The organism is Butyrivibrio proteoclasticus (assembly GCF_900115735.1).
GTDB classification, from domain to species: Bacteria; Bacillota; Clostridia; order Lachnospirales; family Lachnospiraceae; genus Butyrivibrio; species Butyrivibrio proteoclasticus_B.
In genome coordinates this window covers 116,824-136,886 of sequence record NZ_FOXO01000008.1, presented here as the reverse complement: position 1 = coordinate 136,886, position 20,063 = coordinate 116,824, and the positions used below count along the sequence as shown (strand labels likewise).

Genomic DNA, 20,063 nt, shown 5'->3' with positions numbered 1-20,063 from the left:
TGATTTCATGACATGAACTCTGTTAAAGCAGTCATAAAATCATTTTTCCTTGCTCTGCTTATAAGAAGCTGCTTACCAGCAATGATGCAGCAGCCATTTTCAACTCCATCCACGTATTTAAGATTAACAAGATAACCTTTATTGGACCTAAAAAAATTATAAGGAGAGAGCTGATTTTCAAAATCTCCTATTTTTGCTCTTATCTTAAATTCTCCGCCGCTTGTATAAAATACTAGATTATGCCCTTCACTTTCTATGTAAAAGACATTATCAATATCAAGCTTCTTTATTCCGGAAGGAAGCTCAATAGAAATTGTCTTGGAACTTCCTTTTTTCATTCTGGCTATTGCTCTTCCAAGCTTCTGGGAAAAAGCAAAATAGCTCACAGGCTTAAGGACATAGTCAAGAGCGTCCACCTGATACCCTCTTATGGCATAGTTAGTCATATTTGTAATAAACATAATGACCACTTCCTGATCAAGCTTTCTGATCTCTTCTGCCGCAGTCATCCCATCCATCAGCTTCATCTCTATGTCCATGAGTATGATATCAAACTGCCCCTTATACCCGTTGGTGATCTCATCGCCATCTCTGAATCGGGTAACTCTGAAAGACCTGCCGCTCTCGGACTGATACTGATTAATAAATTCAGTTAACTGTGATGCATATGAATCTTCATCTTCAACAATTGCTATATTGATCATCGTCTCAAACTCCTGTATATGGACAATTATACAAGATAAAAAGACAAAAAGAAAATGCCCATATGATCAAGGCATTTTCTATTAATGTTTCTATCAGTCTATCATTCGATTTGTGCTAATTTTTCGTCTTTTCAAACTTAAGACTTATTTGTGTTCTCTCATCCCCCATTTGTCCAACACTACTGCCATCATCAATATACTCATATCCGTTCATTGTATGAATCTGTCTTATCTCATATGCTGCACCGCATGGTACTCCTGCACAATAGTCAGAAGTCCATAATCTTACAGCTTTTCCGTTAACAAATACAGAAAATGTTGCCACTTTATTGGCATTTACCTTAGACTTATCATTTATTTCTGCATTCACATCAAGCACAGGGTAAAAATACCTATAAATCTTTGTTCCTGCCTCAGATACTTCGACATTGCCTGAGCTTCCTGCATATACATAATCAGTGTGATATGCCTTATATGCCTCGTCATTACCAAACAATGATGCATCTATAGTTGTTCCAATATATGCAGGTATTATTCTCTTTTTCTGTTTGTGATTTCCTAAATTTTCTGAACCCAAAAGATAATTGTCCACCTCATCTGTAATCTCTCTGATTCTGTTATCATCCGCGTCCACAAGCCAGTCTTCCAGAATCACATATCCATCACCAATTCTTTGAATAAAACTAAGATAAGTCGTCCTTCCATATTTTCCCATTTTTCCTTCATCGGAATAACCTGATTTATAAACATAGGAGTAGTCATCATAACCACATATTTCAACTCTGTAGGAAGAATTATAGGGAATTCCTCGCTTAAAGGCTGTTACATTTTCAGCAACAATTTCTCCATCAACATGTACATTGAATCTGGCGATTCCCTTAGAGTTATCCTTAGTTTTACCATTATATTCAGCACCTATCTTGAGAACCGGGTAAAAGAATCTGTATACGGTTGTCTTTTTATTTTTTACCCTAACCTGCTCTGAAGCGCCGACATAAACATAACTGCTATGATATGCTCCAACAGACTCATCCGCGCCCCAATCAGCGCCGGATACCACATCCCCTTCATTTAGCAGCATTGTTCTACTCTGAAGAACGTACTTTTGGCTGCTCTTACCTGATTTAAGATATGAGTCAATTTGATCAGTGATCTCAGCTATCTTTTTGCCTTCTGAATCAATGATCCAGTCTTCACAATTTACTTCAAGCTCTCCCTGTCTTGTTATAAAAGAAATATCTATATTGTTTCTTGAATCAGGCATAAGCCCTGCATCTGTCCCTGTTTCCACATACTCATACTCCGGATTGACAGCTTTTATAACAATCTCATATTCAGATCCGTAGGGAACAGCCTTGCAATAGTCAGAGACATCCTTTGCAGCCCTTTTGCCATCTACATAAAGGTCAAAGCGCGCAATAGTGCTGTCAGCTATTTCTAACTGTGATGGCTTTTTATCATCCAAAAGATAGTTAACATCAAGTACAGGATAAAAATACCTGTAGACAATAGTTTCATCATCTTTAAGCTTAATATCTCCTGACGAACCAATGTACATATACTTGTCACTGTACGCCTTGTATGACTTATCACTCCCCCATTTAGTGGCATTTATCTTTTCACCGGCTTTTACTTCGATGGTTCTCTCCTGCACTTTATATTTTTTATTGCTTTTTCCGTCTTTAAGAAACTTATCAACTTCAGAAGTGATCTCTTTTATCAGATTGCCTTCTGCATCCACAAGCCAGTCCTGACAGGATACATGCAGTTTATTTGTCCAATTTGCTTTATAAGACAAATCCCCAAGTCCCCCATTCCCAACCATAACTTTTCTTTGAGGTTTTGTTCCGTTTGAACCTGTCCATCCTGTAAATCTGTAGCCTTCTCTCACGGGAATACCAATATTGATATTGCCGGAGTTTAAATTATAGTTTTCTACTAAAACAGTATCTGTACCATCATTTAGGTCCATCGTGATAGTATAGGGCTTAAAAATGATATATATTCCACAACAAAACACCAGTAGAAATATACAGACAACCGCTATTAACAGCATTGTTGCAGCTGTTGTTTTATTCTTTCCAAATAATAAAAAATAAGAATTATTTTCCCTTTTATCCATATCAGCTTACCAATTTTGTATTCTTTTATTTATATATAATCCTTCATAGCCCATAGCCTTGATGGCATCAACAAAGCCCTGATCAACATTTACAGTGTAGCTTCCATCCTTCACAGGAACAGAGATGTAGAAATACTCCTTCTGATTATTTCCGCTTCCCTGATAATATGTTCCATAGTAAGTTATGGAGAGCGTTTTGCCATCCTTATCGCTGACAGACATTTTTCCTTGAAGAACGCCGGCACTCCATATTGAGCAGTTTTTATTATCCTGTGACCACTGCACAGAGTATGAAACCGGCTTTTTAGCCTTCTCCGCAGCATTTTTTGCCTGCTCGGCTTTAGCAGATTCTTCTGTAGCTTCTGGCGCTTCTTCTATAGGCTCCTCTGCTTCTAATTCATCCTCTGCGTTCTCATTGATGTTTTCCTGCTCAGTGTTTTCTTCGCTCTGTACCTCCTCAGTTACCACTTCAAGGAAATTCGATACCGCATAAAGAGTTCTACCTCCAAACTCAACCTTTGACCAGCCATTCTGTCCCACAGCTGTTCTGTGAACTTTTTCACCTTCAAGCAATGCATGAATCACCTCTGCATCATCTGTAACAGAAGGCTTTGTACGCAGATTCACCACCCTGTTTTTACCGGTAACAATCTCATCTACCGCACTATATGCAGCATTAGGATCATAGATGGTGTATACGCCATGACTTATACCCGGCTGAATCTGTGAATCATCGATTTTTTCAGCCTCTTCCAGTTTTTCTTCTGACTCATCGTTTAACTCGGATTTTTCTGTATCATTTTCGACATTTTCACCACCTGCATTTGTTTTAAGCTTACTGGCATTGTCTGTGGCCTCTTTATTGTCAGCCTCTGATAATGCTATGTTTCCTTCACCTTCAGATTCCACAGCATTTGCAGATATTTCCTCTGTACTGATCGCACCATCATCCGTTTCAGAAATGGTCTGTGCCAGCAGCATATCATCGCGATGCTCCTTGGCAACGGCTACCATAGACTCGACTTCTCCACTGTTACCTACAGGCATAAACAGTCTGTATAAAAGAAATACCAACATCACAAGAAAAGCTGCAACCAGTGCAGATGCCACTCCAAAAGGAAGTACTGAAAAAAACTTTCTCGCCAGTGTATTCTCTTTTTCTTTTCTGACTTCAGCATTTTTTTTAAACAATATTTCATCAGTTATGTTTTCGTGAGCCTGATTCAAAATCTTTGCGGTTGCTTGTGGAATCCATATAAGCTGTAGTTCTTTTTCCTTCTCAAGTTCACGTTTCTTATATGCAAATTCATCATTAAGGTTGATACAATCAGTTACTGAGTCATATTCAATATCTTTTTTCACCACGGTTTCATTCATATCTTCCTTGATAGCCAAGCCCATAATGATCAAATATATAGGAGTTGAAGTAGAAGAGAATGGGAAGAAGAAACTCTGGATCAGAAACAATATTGATATATATATGTATGCCTTCTGTATTTCCGAAGTATTCTCTTCTTTTAACATATTGATGAGACTTATAAGAACAACCGCGCCAAAAATGAGCATTAAAAACACTCCGATAAGTCCGTAAACTTTAAGAACATGCCACAGTTCCCCATTGGTCTTACTTACAGATTTCCAAAGAGACGTTGAAAGGCCGGACAGAGCTTTACCTCCAATAGCATTTGAAAGCTTGTCACCTCTTCCGCCAAAGACAAAACAAACCATCAATATTACAACCGCAAAAATGATACCTCTTTTATACCATTTAGAAAAAATAACAAGCACTGTATTTTTCTCATCGTGATTCTTGGGAATATGTTCCCAGTAACTTGTTATAACCAGTCCAAGAACGGCAATTGCAATATCAATATAAATACTGTATTCAAGGTCAAACTCCTTATTCAGTCCCGGCAAATTGAAATATGATAAAAGAGGTGCATTAGATGCAGCAAATCCATATAGAAAAAGAAGAATCATATTTTTTTTCATAAAATCTGCTGTTGGAAGTCGCAAAAACTGGAGCATTAAAATATAAAAAAACAAAATAACAAATGCCACCATATTACCATAGAGAAACAAGATAACTTCTCCTGCTGTCAATATTGCCAGGTATACTTTTTGATTTTTCTCCTTTTCCTCTATAACATACAAAAAAGCGCTGATGCTACATTCAAGAATGATTGCAGGAATCAGTTTATCAGTATTTTTAAGAAGTATTTCCGCACCGATAAGTGTAGAAGTAGCCGTTATGATGTATCTGTATGCGCTTATCAGTACGAGTACCTGCGATGCAAGCGCAAGCTGCAATAAATATCTGCTCCCTTTCCCTGAAAATGAAGCACAGAATACCAAAAGATATCCACCAATGTACAGGAATGTATGAGGTACTTCACTGCTAATCGAATATAACTGCTTACCAAAGCATACAAGAATCAGAACAAAACCTCCTGTAAACAACATAGTGGTCTTTTTATTAAACATTCTTCTTATGCTGTCAGTTCTAAGCAATACTATTCCACACCAGAGGGACATAATGATAATGAACATGCAAAAAAGTATATCCTTATAAGATATGCCAATGATTGCATTTTGTTCATAAATAAAAAGTGGAAATAAAAATAATAGAATTCTAAAGAAATACTCAACCAGATAATCTGCTTTTTCAGCTGGTGGAGGATTTATCCTTTTTATGAATCTTTGGCGGAATCCTTTGTCCGTTATTTTTGATCTGATTTTAGAGATGACTTCTTTTATCTTTTCTGAATTTGATCTGTCCATGGGATGTTTAAACCTTTTCTGTATATTTTATATATACATTTACTATTTTAAGATATTTATATTATCGTTTCAACGCAAAATGTACTATAATTACCTCATGGAACTCATATTATACTTAATTTCATTTATCACATCAGCCTTTCCGACTCTTTTCCTATCAGCACCTCCTGTAGAAGATGCTCTTGGAACCATGGGTGCTGCCGCTTACATTGCAGGCTATGACTGGAGTGCTTTTTTGGCCGCAGATGGATTTTTTTATAAATATGGTATGTCCATCCTTTATCTGCCGGCTTTTCTTTTCATAAAAAATCCGCTCTTAAGGTATAAGCTCCTGCTTGTGGAAAACAGTGTACTGGACGCTTTTATACCTGTCCTGATCTATAAAGTATCTCATAAACATTTTTCATTTGGAAAAGAGATTTCTTTTTACTTATCTGTAATTTGTGGTATGATGCCATCAGTTCTTTTATATACAAAATACACTTGGGCAGAACCCGCTCTTTTCCTGATTCCATGGATTACTATCTATTTACTTTTTGAACTTAAATCAATAAAAGACACACCTGAAAAGAAAAAGATCCTTAGTTTTGCTCTTGGTTTTGTTTGTGTATCTGCATTTATTTGCCATCAAAGAGGAATAATCCTCGTATTAGCGACCATTATGACACTTATATTGATCAGAGTATCTGCCGGAAAATCTCTGATCTTGAAAGTTCCCTTCTGTGTCAGCTTCGTCGCATCGCTTCTTACAGACAGATTCTGCAACTATCTGCTTCGTGAATATGTGTACCTTGGAGTAAAACCAGCCCACAACCTGCTTGATGCATTTTTAAGTCCTCAACTTTATAAAGAACTCTTTTCATTTTTAGGGCAGCAAGTCTTTTGGATGTCGTTTAGTGGATGGATGATGAATGTATGTGTATCAGGACTGGGAATAACTATGCTTGGACTTATTACAGGGATTTCCTGTATAAATAGATTTTTATTTTTTAAAGATGTAAATGTCGTAAGTGATATCCACTTAAATGACAGAAAAAAAGAGCTGTTCTCTATACTCTCACTATGGAGCATACTCTCATTTTGCGGAGCCTTTCTGCTTGGCCTCTTGTTCTTTTTCCAGACTGCTGTCCAATATTGGAATGGTACAGCAGTAGAGCGCTGTGATCATCTTGTGTTTGGAAGGTACTTAGAGAGCATGTATCCGGTTCTAATGTTTATGGGATTGTATTATATGTACATGAACAGGAAAAAACTACTTTCAGGTGTCAAGCTCTTTTCCATCGCAGCCTATGTTTTCTTTTCTGTATTCTTCTCTTTGAAGATTGCCCCCGCAATGGAAGGAGTTGACTCCTATGTTCATTCCCTGATGTCAATGAATTATTGCTTTGACACCAGTAACATAATGACTACGCAGGATGTAATAACAAATCTTCCTCATGCGCTTATAGTAGCGTGCGTTATCTCTTTTATCATATTCATAACCATTCTGATTCTCTCACACTCTGGCAACTACAGGCTGTGTACATTTGTCATACTCTGCTGCTTTCTATACATTTACGCTGTTAGCTATTGTGGCATCATTTATAAAGTTGACTTCTTTGGCGTCACCAAATATGCGATTTACTATTTAAAAAATGGATGATGGCAAAATACCCCATCATCCATTTTTCCTAACTTCCCAGCCTACAAGTTTTCTCTTACCTGAAGTCGCTTTACTCACAAAAGAAGGTAATAAGCTCTCAAGAAAACCATACTTGACTTCATCATTAGGAAAACGTAGTGTATAGCGGTCTCTGCTTCCTTTTTATCACTTACTCTTAAGTACTCCATCGGCCCATATAAAGAAATTATATTCGGCCCTGAAAAGATATGAATTCTCTGCAAACTCCGTAACGAACTCTTCAATTGAAAATGGTGCATAACCAAATGAATTCATTTTTTGAGCTTCTCTGTCCAAAGAATCAGTCAGTACAGCTTTAATAAACTTTTTGGTATCCTTATTAGCTTTTGACAGTTTCTTCAAATACTTTTCAGCCTGCTCCCACTTTTCAAGTTTAAAATAAATCATGGCAAGAGGCAAAAGCATTTGCGTTTCATCATTACCTTCATATCTTTTATGAAGTTCTAACGCCTTAGTCTCATCCTCTACATAAGCATATAAGTGCATAAGTATATACCTGATTCCAAGATTATCATTTTCAGACAACCTCAGCATATCTTCACATTCATTTATTGCATGTGTCATCATTCTGCACGCAATCAAAGATTCAATATAACTATGCCTCACTCGCATATACGGTCTTGTCTCTACAACGCCCCAGAAATGACCGACATCCTCTAAAAAACCTTTCTTTTCAATAACTTTATTCCCGTGCTCAACAATCCTTTTTAGCTTTTTATAATAATCAAAATCATTTTCAGATGTAATATCAGCAATCATAGCCTCTGCATCAAGATTGTCGGGATCAAGCTTTAAAGCTTTTTTAGCATATTTTAATGCTGTCGCCTCATTTTCAGCATCCATAGCTAATTCCAAAAAATCATCCGAAGTCTGAGCATTTTTCTCAGTTAACTCATTCATGGGAGCACCTATTTGATTACTCATATACTCGTCAACCATTTTTTTCATATCTTCCTCACTCATATCTTCAGAAATATTTTTCGCCATAAACTCATGTAATCCCTTAAACATTTTTTCTGTTTCTCTGCTCATATTTTTAGCTCCCATATAGTATTTTAAGTTCATTTACAAATATGAGAATATCATAGAAACAGTGGCGATGCTACACAATATATCAATTTGTTTTTAAGTGAAAATCATAAGCCCTACTCTACAGATTTTGGTATAAACGTACTACAATTAAACCACGTAGATAAAGCAACGAAAGAAGATATCGACAATGACCTCGTCTACTGGGCAAAACTATTCAAAGTCAAAACCTGGGAAGAGTTCAAAGCTCTTGCAGACGGAAATGTGATTATAGAGGAGGTGGGCAACTTGATTTATGAAGTAAATGCAGATACTCATGCAAAAGAACTGATGGAAGGCCGCCGCAGATACCGCGAGCAGCTTGCCACCTCGTACGCCGCTGGCGAAATAAAAGCCAGAAAAGAACTCAATGCCATCATTGCTGATAAGGACGCTACCATTGCTGATAAGAACGCTACAATTACTAATCTCATAGCGCGGATAGCTGCACTTGAAGAGCAAAACAAATCTTGATATTTATTTGCCATAGTACAATAATTAAAAACAGCGAAAGTGTCTCGGAGCAAGTGCCCTACTGCAAAAGAGTGCTCCGGGACTTTTTTCATTTTTACCGTCATATTGCTTGTCTTTCACTTTTTTATATGTACCAGTTCCGAAAACATCCCAATTACTCCACTTCTAAAACAAAAACCAACAATTAAAATTGCAAGAACAAGTGCAACTCTTATAATACAAAATTCATATCCAATTGCTGCAACAGCAGTCACTGCAGTATATATCACCAGCAATAAAATCATATTCTTCACAGGCACAAGTTTTTCCGAATAATTATTTTTCTTAACAACAATTTTCATAAAACAATAGTGACAAGCAGCAAAAATCATGTAACTAGCAAGTGTTGTATATCCAGCCGCAAAATACCCATATATAGGTATGAACATATAATTCAGATAAACATTAAGGCACGCTGCGCCAATAGATGCTATTGCAATTAATCTGCTTTCCTCAAAATAGAATTCAACATTCACAAACTGTTGGTATATATACATAACTACAACACTGGCACATAATGGAGGAATTATCCAAATAGCATCAGCATACTCTGATGGTGCAACAATTCTTATTAATTCAGGTGCCACTAAAACCAATAAACAGTTCAAACCAATGATGATTGATAATGACGCACTGATAATACTTGGAATCTTCTCGACATTCTCTTCTCTCATGCTCTTATACATGAGTGGTTGGATTGTCTGCGTAAAAGACTGGTTAAAAATCTGCATACACGAAGACAAGGTATATGCAGCACTGTATATTGCTGCAAACGAAGTGCCACATAGATTTCCGATAATTATTCTGTCAGAACTATGAAGAATAACCATAGATAGATAATACGGTAGTAGTGGAACATTAAAGCTTAAAGCTCTTTTCCAATAGTCTTTGTGGTAAACAGTAAACCTCTTATGACAATTTGCCCAAATAAGATATATTGCAAAGGATCCCTGAACAACAAATCTTGCAAAAACAACCGCAAAATCCTTCGTACCCGAAATAACAGCTGCAATAGTACCTGCGCTTATTACGATGACACTTGATAATGTAGCAAGTATAAAGACTTTTATATACTTATACTCTACACGACCTCTTACAAGCCAAAACTGAATCGCAGGCAAGGCATATATTATTCCAAATATCACCAAAGTTGTCCGCGTGTCCAAATTCGTCATGGTGTTAACCACATCTCTGGAAATTACATAGATAAAAAGGAAAGCAGATGTGATTATAATGCTGAGCATTTGCATGGAAGAAGTGTATCTGTCCCTATCATCCTTAAATTTGGTAAGTCCGACAACATATCCTCCCCATCCAATACGAAAAGTAGCTATAATTTCAAAGATTTCGAGCCATGAAAGGATAATACTATACCTTCCATACTCGGAAGGGGACATGAGTCTTGTATAAATTGGTGTTGAAAGAAACAGAAGCCCTTTTTGGAGAATATTTGTGATTGTAAACCATATTGTAGCTTTGGCAACAAGTGAAATTCTTTTGTATTTATCAATCAATCTATTAATCATGCTTCAATTTTCTGTATTTTTTAGGTAATCAATTATATATTTCCTTGTCTTGTATTTGTAATCATTTCTTTTTTCAACATCGTATGAGTAACCATTTTGATAAAGGTCTTTGATATGACAAAATATGTTTTCAGCTGTTATATTTTCCTCAGACAAAAACAAATCGGATATTCCAGCCACAGCGGCAAACTCAGACATTTTCTCATCCCATACCATACCAACTACAGGCACATCAAACACATATGCACATATGCATGCATGTAATCGTGCCCCAAAAATCAAATTATACGATTTTATTTTTTCTGCAAGTTGTCTTGCAGTAGAAGGAACATAAATTTGAGAATTCATGCTAACTTTTTTAATCAACCGCTTACCAAATTCAAAATCTGCTGGAAGTCCATTGGTAAATAATTCCCATTTTATGCCGGCTGTTTCCAACATTAAAAGTAATTCTGTATATACATCCAATAGTTTTTCTTGAGAAATACTGCCCCCATACCGTATATATGTATTTCCTGAAATGAGATTTATTCCAACGATTTCTGTCTTGGGAACAGACCGAATATCATATAAATCCGGTAGCCAGTACGCAATATCTCCAACCGCGCCATGTACTTGATGTAGTGGTAATTTGTACTCATTTTCAATTCTTTCTAAGCCAGCCCTTCCACTCCTGGTAGTAATAACTTTTACATTTTTTGATTTTAGATGTCTGGCAAGATACCTGCACCGCCAATCAGCATCACAATACTTTTGGATATTCGCCGCATCAAACATAACATCTTTATTAAATTTCTCTGCGATATTAATAGCAAGGCAATAATACGCCCATAAATGCTGCGTTGAATACTTAATGCTACCGGCCGCCACAACGATTTTGTCACTTTTTTTTATATGTTGTATGTATTTTTTTCTACATCTAAAAATAACCGCAAGATATTCAATTTTGGCAGAATATTCAATATTATTTATGGTTTTTGACACAGCGATAAGAAAAAAATAAATCAGTTTTTTGTAAAGTGTCATTTGGGGTTCAAAATCACAAACTTCATAATCATATTTCGCATCTTTTAAAATATATTTTGTACACTCTATGATGAATTTTTCACCCATATTATTCAATGTTTCTAGCCCTAAAATCAGAACGTTCATCACTCTTCTCCATGATTATGCATCATATAATTCCATGAATTCATTAATCTTATTTAACACTTCTTCACTCCTCGTCCAGATAAATTTATTTTTTTCAAGTTCAACGCAAACATAGCCATTATCCTTCAGCCACATTTCGTAATCATCTGAATCGGACCAAGTTATAGCTATCGTATTTTCCTCAGCATCAATAGGATAAGAGTTATGTACAGAATATCTATTGATCATATACTGAAGAGTAAATAGTACTGTTGGCACTCCCTCGGGGCAATAAACATCCTTTGAGATATTAACATTGTTTTCAATATAGCTTATGCATTTATAAAAAGCATCTTGCGAGCTATAAAACTGCGGCAGAGATATATTAAAACCAGATGTTTGATTATAAAGCATTATAAAAAAAGCCAAAAAAAGTCCTATAAGCTTCTTCTCATTATTCATGATTACAATAATCAAAAGGATGATTACAGATACTAAGAAACTATAAAGAAAGTTTTGATGATATTCACTCATCTTAAAAATATTTGTATTTGTAAAAATTCCGGCAAGGTAAAATCTAAAATTTTTCCCGGTATCCACATCTAATGAGGCTGCGTTAGCTTTTTCCAAGATCGGTAACATCACCGCATAAAACCATTTTGCAATAATTCCATATCCCCCAAGAATGATTACTATAACCTGCTTGCGCTCTGCTTTCTTAAACACCGAATTATAAAGAACCCAAGTTGATATCATCAGTACAGGAACCCATGAAAAATAATATCTTACATAAGTATAATTTTTATATGAATATGGTTCCCCCGCCACCAATACATTTCGACACTTGAGACACAATCCACCAATTGTGAAAACTATTGATAACATTGAAACAGTAAATAGAACAAACCATATACGATTTTTTTCATAATTTAACTGATCAATACTATTCTTTAATAAACAGGATATAATTTTGATTATAATTATCGCAGATAGTATTCCTATTCCAAAAGTTTTAATAAAAAGGCAGAAAAAATTAGCAAATACACATCCAAAAAACAATAACAATCCTTCTTTACTTTGAAATATCCATGATGGAAAATATTTTGGAACTGCTGTCGTATTTGCCAAATCCGGTTTATTCCAAAAAATTGAAATGATGTGACTTGTAATAATCTTTTTAAGTGCATAATTAATTAAAAAAGACGCTATAAAGAGCTTAAGGTCTACAAACCACCTTTTACTGATGAATCTGTCAAATAACATAGCGCACATAAATGCTGCTATTACCACCAAACATCTCTCATGTAATGAAAGCATATAGCATAACCAAAAAGCGCAGAAAAAGCTCAAAGCCTTATATTTGTACCCTGTTGCTTTGAGAAGATCATATATAATCAACATTAAAATTCCCATCGCAAGATATAAAGTGGGTTCCGACGACATTGAATGATACGAACAAATACAAGAAACTATCGGAAGCATAATCATTAGTCCGACATTAGTATATGAATCCACACAATCATCAGCTACTTTTCCGTAAAAAAAAGCATAAACAAGCGAAATCAACACAATATAAGCCAAAATAAAAATAATAAAAATTATAACAGGGTCAGATGTAATCATAAAAGCCGGAAAAAAAAGCCACTTCATCCCATAGCCATAATAATTCGATTGGGAAATCAAATCCATCCAATCCAACCCTGCTAAGTATGTAGGTGTAGCCAAATCTCCAACTCTGTCACGTATAATTGATATATTATTACGTTTAAAATAATAAATTGCCTGCATAAAAAAACAAGCAATGAACACTATAAAGCACTGAACTCCTCTGCTCTTGGATAAGAACAGGATCGTTTTTCTATTGAACCGATTCAAAATATATCTCCTGGTATATTTTATATTTTGTATAAGAAACTATTTATTTTTCAAAAGCAACTATCATATTTCGTAGCATTAAGCTTGTTCCCCCCCTAAATTGTGGGAACCAGCCTGTTTTCAAGGTTTTAGAGGTGTCAAGATCCATATAAATTGTGTCAGGATATCCATTTTTACGAAGTAACTCACTAGCTTCATATTCAACTAAAATTCCATTTTCTTTAGCAATTTCTTCCGCCATCTGAGCTATGGAGCAATATGTTTTTTCATCAGCAATATTGTATGACTCGCCGGTAGTTCCTTTTTGGAGCAATGTTAATATTGCTGTTACGGCATCCGAGGTATAGAGGTAACTTCTTTCTGTCTCTCCCTTAGTTTTGAGGATAATATTTTTATGCTCTACCACGCATCTTCCAAAGTATGCAAATATTCTTCCGTCGTCGTAATTAACTCCGGGGCCAAAGGTCTGAGTCAATCTTGCAATCATTACCGGGAGATTATATTCTGAAGAGTATGATTTACAAAGGCTTTCACACTGAATCTTGCTGATTGGATAACTGTTTCGAAGATCCTGAGGACTCAATGCACCTATATCACTTTCTCTAACTTTATGCCCTTTTTGCGGATATCCATAAACTTCCATACTCGAAAGGTAAACCATTCCAGAAATATTTTTTTCTTTAGCAAGTCTTAGAATATTAATAGTTCCGAGTACTGCTGTCTCTATCGTTTCTACAGGTTCATTTACAAAGGACATACTGGCTGTCTTACTTGCACCATGCACTATGTAGTCAATATTTATTGAATTGTCTATATAAGGAAGTTTCTCAACGTTTCCTTCAAAAAATTTCAAATTTTCATCAGAATACTCAAAACCAGAAAATCTCTCTCTTGCTCTTTGTTCATCCCTTACAAGAGCAATAATTTTTATATCAAGATTTCTTTTTCGAGAAGTATAAATCAGCGATCTTATCAGGGTATAGCCTATAAGTCCGGTTGCACCAGTTATAAAGAATGTCTTTCCCTTGAATTTCTCCCATTCAATAAAATCCGTATTGCAAACTGTATTAACTATCTCTTCAAATGAATCTATAGTAAGTGGTATCATCTCTTAATTTTTTCCTATTTTATTTTTGTATAATATCATTCTGCCTGTTCCTGCATCTTTAATATTTCTCTGGCTTCGAATACTGATCGCATTGTGAAAATATCCTGCGGGGTTGTGACCTTTATGTTTTCAATGGGTCCATCGACAAGATGTAATTTATAGCCATAGTGCTGCATCAGTGAGCAGCTATCGATAAAATCGTTGCGTTTTTCTGATCTTGCTGTTTCGTGAGCCTTCAGGATGTCATCCAAATAGAAACTCTGTGGAGCTTTTGCAAGTCTGGAGTTATTTCTGTCCGGAACTTCATCTATTGAGGACTCACCATTTACCACGAGGATCGTTTCGGTAACCTTTGAAGTTGTTATTGCTGAGCCATGCTTTTTCACGGAAGCAATGTTATCTGAGATAAGTTCCGGGGTAATAAAAGGGCGGACGCCGTCGTGGATAAGGACTACTGCCTTTTCATAAGCAATCGCCTTCGCTGCAACAAGACCATTATAAATGGATTCCTGTCCTGTCTTTCCGCCCACCACAACACTCTTAGCCTTTTGAAGGTGATAATCCGTGATAAGGTTGTTGAGGTATGGAATCCACTCTTTTACGCATGCTATGACTATTGCATCAACCTCATTATGCTGCTCAAATTTCTCTAAGGTGTGTATAATGACCGGCTTGCCATATACTTCAAGGAACTGCTTTGGCAGCTCTTTTGTATGCATCCTGTGACCTACACCTCCGGCAAATATAACTGCTATGTTCATTTTCTTTTTCCTGTTTCGATAAAATTAATAATATAATCAGCAACTTTTTCCGATGCATGCCCTGTTTCACACAACCCTACCTGTTCATGAAGTTGCTTGACCTTTGTAACGTATTCAGCTAGTTCAAATTTCTTGATATTATCAATAAGTTCATCATTTGATTGCGCTAATGGGAATGGTAATTCACTCATCCTGAAATAATTCCCCCAGCTGTTTTCATATTCTATAAGATCCGGTGCATAAATAAAGCATGGCTTTGGAACAGTTATGAAATCAAACATACAACTTGAATAATCTGTAATTAAAATTTCTGCTGCCATCAAAAGATTTTGCATATAATTATATTGAGAAGCATCCAGCACATCTTTTTCCTCTGAAAACGCATAGTCATTAAGATTTTTGTAATGAACCCTGTTTAAAATCACCCATTCACCGCCAAACTTATTTGAAATCTGCCACAGAATTTTCTTATAATCCAACTTCATAAATTCAGTTGAATAACTACGCCTGAATGTAGGGGCGTACAAAGCAATTTTTTTTCCTTCACATTTAAAATATTTTTTTACAAGCTGAATTGACTCTTTTTTTGATTTAAAAAAGATGTCATTTTTAGGGCTTCCACAATACATAAAATTGCCTTTATATCCAAATGCTCGTCTGTATATATCTGCTGTCCTTATGCTGTTTACAGGCATTAAATCAATAGATTTCATATTATATGGCACCGTGCGCATATCCACCAATGGAATTTTGCCTAAGTCATAGCCAATTTTTTTTAGCCCATAACTACCATGCCACGTTTGAATATATAATTGTTCTTGTCTCTTAAGAAATCCAGTGTACTTCATATTGGAGTCCACCCAGACTTTAGCTGTTGCCAATTCTTTATATGCTTTTAAACTGTCATTTCTTACTCTCCTGACTTTTGTAGGAAGCTCAACCTCCACATTTTTATTGAAGAGCCAGACAATTTCATAGTCATAACCTGAATTCACAATATAGTTGCTAATATACAAAGGATTGTCACTATATCTGTCTCCCTTCATTGAGCAAAATACGATTTTATTTTGCAATGGATACTTCTTCATCATATAAAAGTAGATGGTAATCATCTTTTCTCTTATCACATATGCTACGAAAACCATTTTTTCAAATAATGAACTTGAAGATGCCTTTTTTCTTACATAACTTACTATACTCATTACAATTTCCTTATCTGAGAATTATATAAGTCAATTTGACCAACTGATTCAAACATTTTCCAGTACAAAAAAGATAAAAGACAACTGTCCCTATTTTTTGCCAAATTGGAATTTCTTTGTGCGAAAATAAACCAATGTATTTATTACGCAAATAACCATGGCAATTTGCATTTACAATTGATTCGATGTTTGATGTTATTTTGTCTAATGCCTCAAAATTACAGTTATTCTCTTTGTTGTCCAAATACTCCCTTTTTCTATTTCTAACCAATAGGAAATACGTAAGAAAACTGATAAATGTAAAGAAAAAAAGGTCTGTGTCTACACCTATCACTCTTGCTTGTGCTATTCTCTTTGCAACATCATTCCACTCGTCAAAAGGTAAACTATCCGGATCTATTCTTTTTGAAGTAATACTTCCTTCGTGCACCAATTGAAAATAGCCTTCATACTCCAAAAATCCCACTCTATCAGTTAAAAATATCGCCTGTAGATTAAAAGAATTATCTTCATAAGTTTTTCCTTCCGGAAAGAATATTCCTTTTTGCAGTATATAATCTGTCTTATAAAGTTTCCCTGAAATATTAAGACGCAGCCTTGAACACTTTCCATTTATTACTTTGAATTTAATTGTATTAACTATTTTTCCGGTTTTCGTAACTTTATATTGCCCGCTGCACAGTACATCAAGGTTCTTCTGCTCTGCTTCATTTACCAATCTCTCTAAATAGTCGTTGCTATAATAATCATCTGCATCCAAAAATGTTAAATACTTTCCCTCAACCTGCTTAAGGGCGGCATTCCTTGCTGATGACAAACCTCCGTTTTGCTTACATATTTTTTTTAACTTAGTTGGGTATTTTTTTCTGTATTTATCTATTATCGCCTCTGAAGAATCTGTACTTCCGTCGTTAACCAAAAGAACCTCATAATTCGTGTAGGTCTGTTGAAGCACAGATTCAATACAATGCTCTAAATAATTTTCCATGTTGTATATAGCAACGACTACCGAGACCATGACCTTTTTGGCAGATTCTCCCTTACACTGTTGCTCATCACAATTGTAATAATCGTGCACTGCGGATATGACCGGTTTTTTCTCCATATACGTACCTCACTTTCATAGCCCTAAAGCTGCACAGCAAGAAATCGGTCTTAATTTCACATGGTTACCGCATTTCAAAGAGGGTACTGCGCCGACTATATTTATTCTTATGATTATCATTTGATTCATATTTTCTCCAATTGTTTCGTTTATCACTTTTGCAAGCAGTGTTGCTCTTGCCTTATTCTGCTTAATCCTCGGAACAATAGCTCCTGGATAACATAATGTTTCAAATTTATGTATAGGAAAATAGTGATATCGGAGAACTTTGACACCTTCTAATACTTCCGAATCTTTTGCTTCAGGACAAGCAGGTACAAGACAAGTTACATCAAAATACTCTGTCAACGCCTTGCTCAAATCCAGTACAAACCTTGGTTCAGTGTCGTTTTCCCACCTTGGAAAAGTAGATGCAGTTACAAGAAGTTTCTTTTTATCCCCCACAGTTTTCACCAACAAAAAATTCAAACACAAGCAATTATCTCCCCCTCTTTGCTATGTGCTAACGCTCTGTATATTTCTAATTAACTTTTACTATATAAGTATACTCTTAATACCGTTCACGTTCAATAGAATATCAACGATATCCCTTCCTTGCATTACCAGTCTTTGTAAAAAAGAATGTCGCTTGCGACATTCTCGCGCCGAGCGCGGTTGCATTTATGCAACATCTTCCAATCGCGCGAGTGCGCTTCCTTAGCGGAGCGATTTTTTATATCATAGGAAGCAATTTCCTATGATATAAAAAAACACCTGCCATCAGCAGCTATTAACTACCGATGACAGGTGTCATATATCACAATTTTTTTCTTATAACGTTATTTTTTCTATCTTACAACTATGTTTTCTTTTCCCCGGCTCTGCATCCTTATCGTAGTTTACACCCACCAATATAACTTCTCCGCAAAAACCTTTTAATGCCTCAGGATATTTTCTATCATGGATCTGTTTAATTGCAGTGTCAGCATCTTTATTCCATTTAAGTTCAATCACAAGAGCAGGAAACATTGAATCTTTTTTCGGCAAATACACCACGTCAGCATATCCTACTCCGGCAGGCAGTTCTTCCCACTGCACATAGTAATCACGATAGGTATAATACGCCAGTTTTATAACGCTCCGCAGGCTATTTTCGCTATTATAATGAATAGGCGCTGTTTCTTCTGAGTGAATCTTCTCAATATGAGCAGCAACAGCCTCTTCATTCATATGGATAGTGTCCGTTATAAGTTGCTCACTCTCTTTTAACCTTCTGATTGTTTCATTATGTGAAGCCACTTTAACGGTCTTCGAAAATTCTCTTCTAATCTCCTCGTTAGGTATGTGTACTGTTTTTTTCTCAGAATCATATGCCACATAACCTAGATGTATCATTAAAGTCAGTACATCATCACTATTTCGGAAAGTAGTAAGGTCATTGGCAAATCCATTTGTATCAACCGGAACATCTATCCCTGCAATCAATTCTGCTATAGTCTTAGATAATCCGGAAAAATCCTTTGTAATGTAATCCATCAAATTCTCAGCAGCAGAGGTTTCAGTCCAATAAGAATCAAAGTCTTCATTATCTATTGCCTGCATCACAGAATTTGGATTATAAACCGAACCAACATTTGCAAAAGAATAACCATCATACCACTTCTTCATCTTTTCAACATCTACGTTATGTTTATCACACAGATGCCTGACTTCTGCTTCTGTAAAGCCAACATACTCGCCAAACTGGCGCGGTTTGATCATAGTATATTCATTAAAATCCGAAAGAGCTGATTCTGAGCCATCTTTCTTTATCGGAAGAATTCCTGTCATATATGCTGCTGCAAATATTCTTGAGGTAGTTCCACTGTTTTTAAATAAACTCCTCAAAAAGTCCAAATATTCTTTTTGAACTTTTTCATCATCTTTTGCTTCTCTTATAGGAGCATCCCATTCATCAATGATCATTATCAGCTTTCTGTTGTTCTCGGTCACCATATTGACCAATGTGCCGACAAATCCCTCTTCTGCCTTGACATCAGGATACTTCTCGATTATCTCCGAGGTAATATTCCTTTTAATATAAGGCACAATGTCATTAAAATCTGTCTCGCCAATAATGCCTGTCATATCAAGGTATATCACATCATATTTATTTAAATAATCACCGTATGACCCATAGCCTGATATATCCAAACCATCAAACAGTTCTTTGGAATCGCATGTAATATCATAATATGCGCATAACATCTGTGCAGTATATGACTTTCCAAATCTTCTTGCCCTACTGATACTTATAAGATTTTTAGGAGTATCAATGGTATCGTTTATCTTGGCAATTATCCCTGTTTTATCAATATATTCAGACCCAAGTATCCTTTTAAATCCACTGTTTCCGGGATTGAGATATATTCCCATTCAAGCCTCCATTAGAGTTACTATTATTCGCAAAAAAGCCTTCCAATCACTATTTTAAGCGATTGAAAGGCTTTTATCAATGCCACTTGTTT

15 protein-coding genes are annotated in these 20,063 nt (G+C 35.8%); 2 read left to right on the top strand and 13 right to left on the bottom strand.

Features of this window, described 5'->3' with window-relative positions; genetic code table 11:
- Positions 1-5: 5 nt before the first annotated feature.
- The 3 genes from BM146_RS07000 to BM146_RS06990 all read right to left on the bottom strand — a co-directional run bounded on the left by BM146_RS07000 (position 6) and on the right by BM146_RS06990 (position 5,607).
- Positions 6-704, bottom strand: a complete 699-nt coding sequence (locus tag BM146_RS07000; protein WP_074886409.1) for a LytR/AlgR family response regulator transcription factor — start codon at positions 702-704, stop codon at positions 6-8.
- 115 nt (positions 705-819) lie between these two features.
- Positions 820-2,826, bottom strand: a complete 2,007-nt coding sequence (locus tag BM146_RS06995; protein ID WP_074886406.1) for a hypothetical protein — start codon at positions 2,824-2,826, stop codon at positions 820-822.
- Between the two features lie 6 nt (positions 2,827-2,832).
- A complete protein-coding gene (locus BM146_RS06990; protein ID WP_074886403.1) occupies positions 2,833-5,607 on the bottom strand; it encodes a hypothetical protein in 2,775 nt (924 codons plus the stop codon).
- Between the two features lie 79 nt (positions 5,608-5,686).
- Here BM146_RS06990 and BM146_RS06985 point away from each other — a divergent pair, with 79 nt between their 5' ends.
- Entirely contained in the window at positions 5,687-7,249 is a 1,563-nt protein-coding gene (locus BM146_RS06985) for a hypothetical protein (protein WP_207649904.1), read from the top strand.
- A gap of 165 nt (positions 7,250-7,414) precedes the next feature.
- On the opposite strand, the gene BM146_RS06980 is transcribed toward BM146_RS06985, so the two are convergent.
- A complete protein-coding gene (locus BM146_RS06980) occupies positions 7,415-8,320 on the bottom strand; it encodes a tetratricopeptide repeat protein (RefSeq protein WP_207649903.1) in 906 nt (301 codons plus the stop codon).
- 87 nt (positions 8,321-8,407) lie between these two features.
- On the opposite strand from BM146_RS06980, the gene BM146_RS19415 reads away from it, so the two are divergent.
- The gene (locus BM146_RS19415) at positions 8,408-8,830 is read left to right on the top strand and encodes a hypothetical protein (protein ID WP_074886396.1); all 423 of its coding nucleotides are present in this window, start codon (positions 8,408-8,410) and stop codon (positions 8,828-8,830) included.
- Positions 8,831-8,946: 116 nt separating this feature from the next.
- On the opposite strand, the gene BM146_RS06970 is transcribed toward BM146_RS19415, so the two are convergent.
- The 9 genes from BM146_RS06970 to BM146_RS06930 form a co-directional block, all read right to left on the bottom strand.
- Complete coding sequence (locus tag BM146_RS06970; RefSeq protein WP_074886393.1) at positions 8,947-10,395, bottom strand: lipopolysaccharide biosynthesis protein; 1,449 nt, start codon at positions 10,393-10,395, stop codon at positions 8,947-8,949.
- Positions 10,396-10,398: 3 nt separating this feature from the next.
- On the bottom strand, positions 10,399-11,547 hold the full coding sequence (locus BM146_RS06965) for a polysaccharide pyruvyl transferase family protein (RefSeq protein ID WP_074886390.1): 1,149 nt from the start codon (positions 11,545-11,547) through the stop codon (positions 10,399-10,401).
- 15 nt (positions 11,548-11,562) lie between these two features.
- On the bottom strand, positions 11,563-13,251 hold the full coding sequence (locus tag BM146_RS06960; RefSeq protein ID WP_143087441.1) for a hypothetical protein: 1,689 nt from the start codon (positions 13,249-13,251) through the stop codon (positions 11,563-11,565).
- Positions 13,252-13,444: 193 nt separating this feature from the next.
- The gene (locus BM146_RS06955; protein WP_083413437.1) at positions 13,445-14,509 is read right to left on the bottom strand and encodes an NAD-dependent epimerase/dehydratase family protein; all 1,065 of its coding nucleotides are present in this window, start codon (positions 14,507-14,509) and stop codon (positions 13,445-13,447) included.
- Positions 14,510-14,544: 35 nt separating this feature from the next.
- Entirely contained in the window at positions 14,545-15,270 is a 726-nt protein-coding gene (locus BM146_RS06950) for an IspD/TarI family cytidylyltransferase (protein ID WP_074886384.1), read from the bottom strand.
- Positions 15,267-16,472, bottom strand: a complete 1,206-nt coding sequence (locus BM146_RS06945; protein ID WP_074886381.1) for a CDP-glycerol glycerophosphotransferase family protein — start codon at positions 16,470-16,472, stop codon at positions 15,267-15,269. The genes BM146_RS06950 and BM146_RS06945 overlap by 4 nt, the downstream gene beginning before the upstream one ends.
- 10 nt (positions 16,473-16,482) lie before the next feature.
- The gene (locus tag BM146_RS06940) at positions 16,483-17,577 is read right to left on the bottom strand and encodes a glycosyltransferase (protein WP_074886378.1); all 1,095 of its coding nucleotides are present in this window, start codon (positions 17,575-17,577) and stop codon (positions 16,483-16,485) included.
- A gap of 15 nt (positions 17,578-17,592) precedes the next feature.
- Positions 17,593-18,021, bottom strand: coding sequence for a hypothetical protein (locus tag BM146_RS06935; protein ID WP_143087440.1), 429 nt, complete (start codon positions 18,019-18,021; stop codon positions 17,593-17,595).
- Positions 18,022-18,387: 366 nt separating this feature from the next.
- A complete protein-coding gene (locus BM146_RS06930; RefSeq protein ID WP_074886371.1) occupies positions 18,388-19,971 on the bottom strand; it encodes an AAA family ATPase in 1,584 nt (527 codons plus the stop codon).
- Between the last annotated feature and the right edge of the window lie 92 nt (positions 19,972-20,063).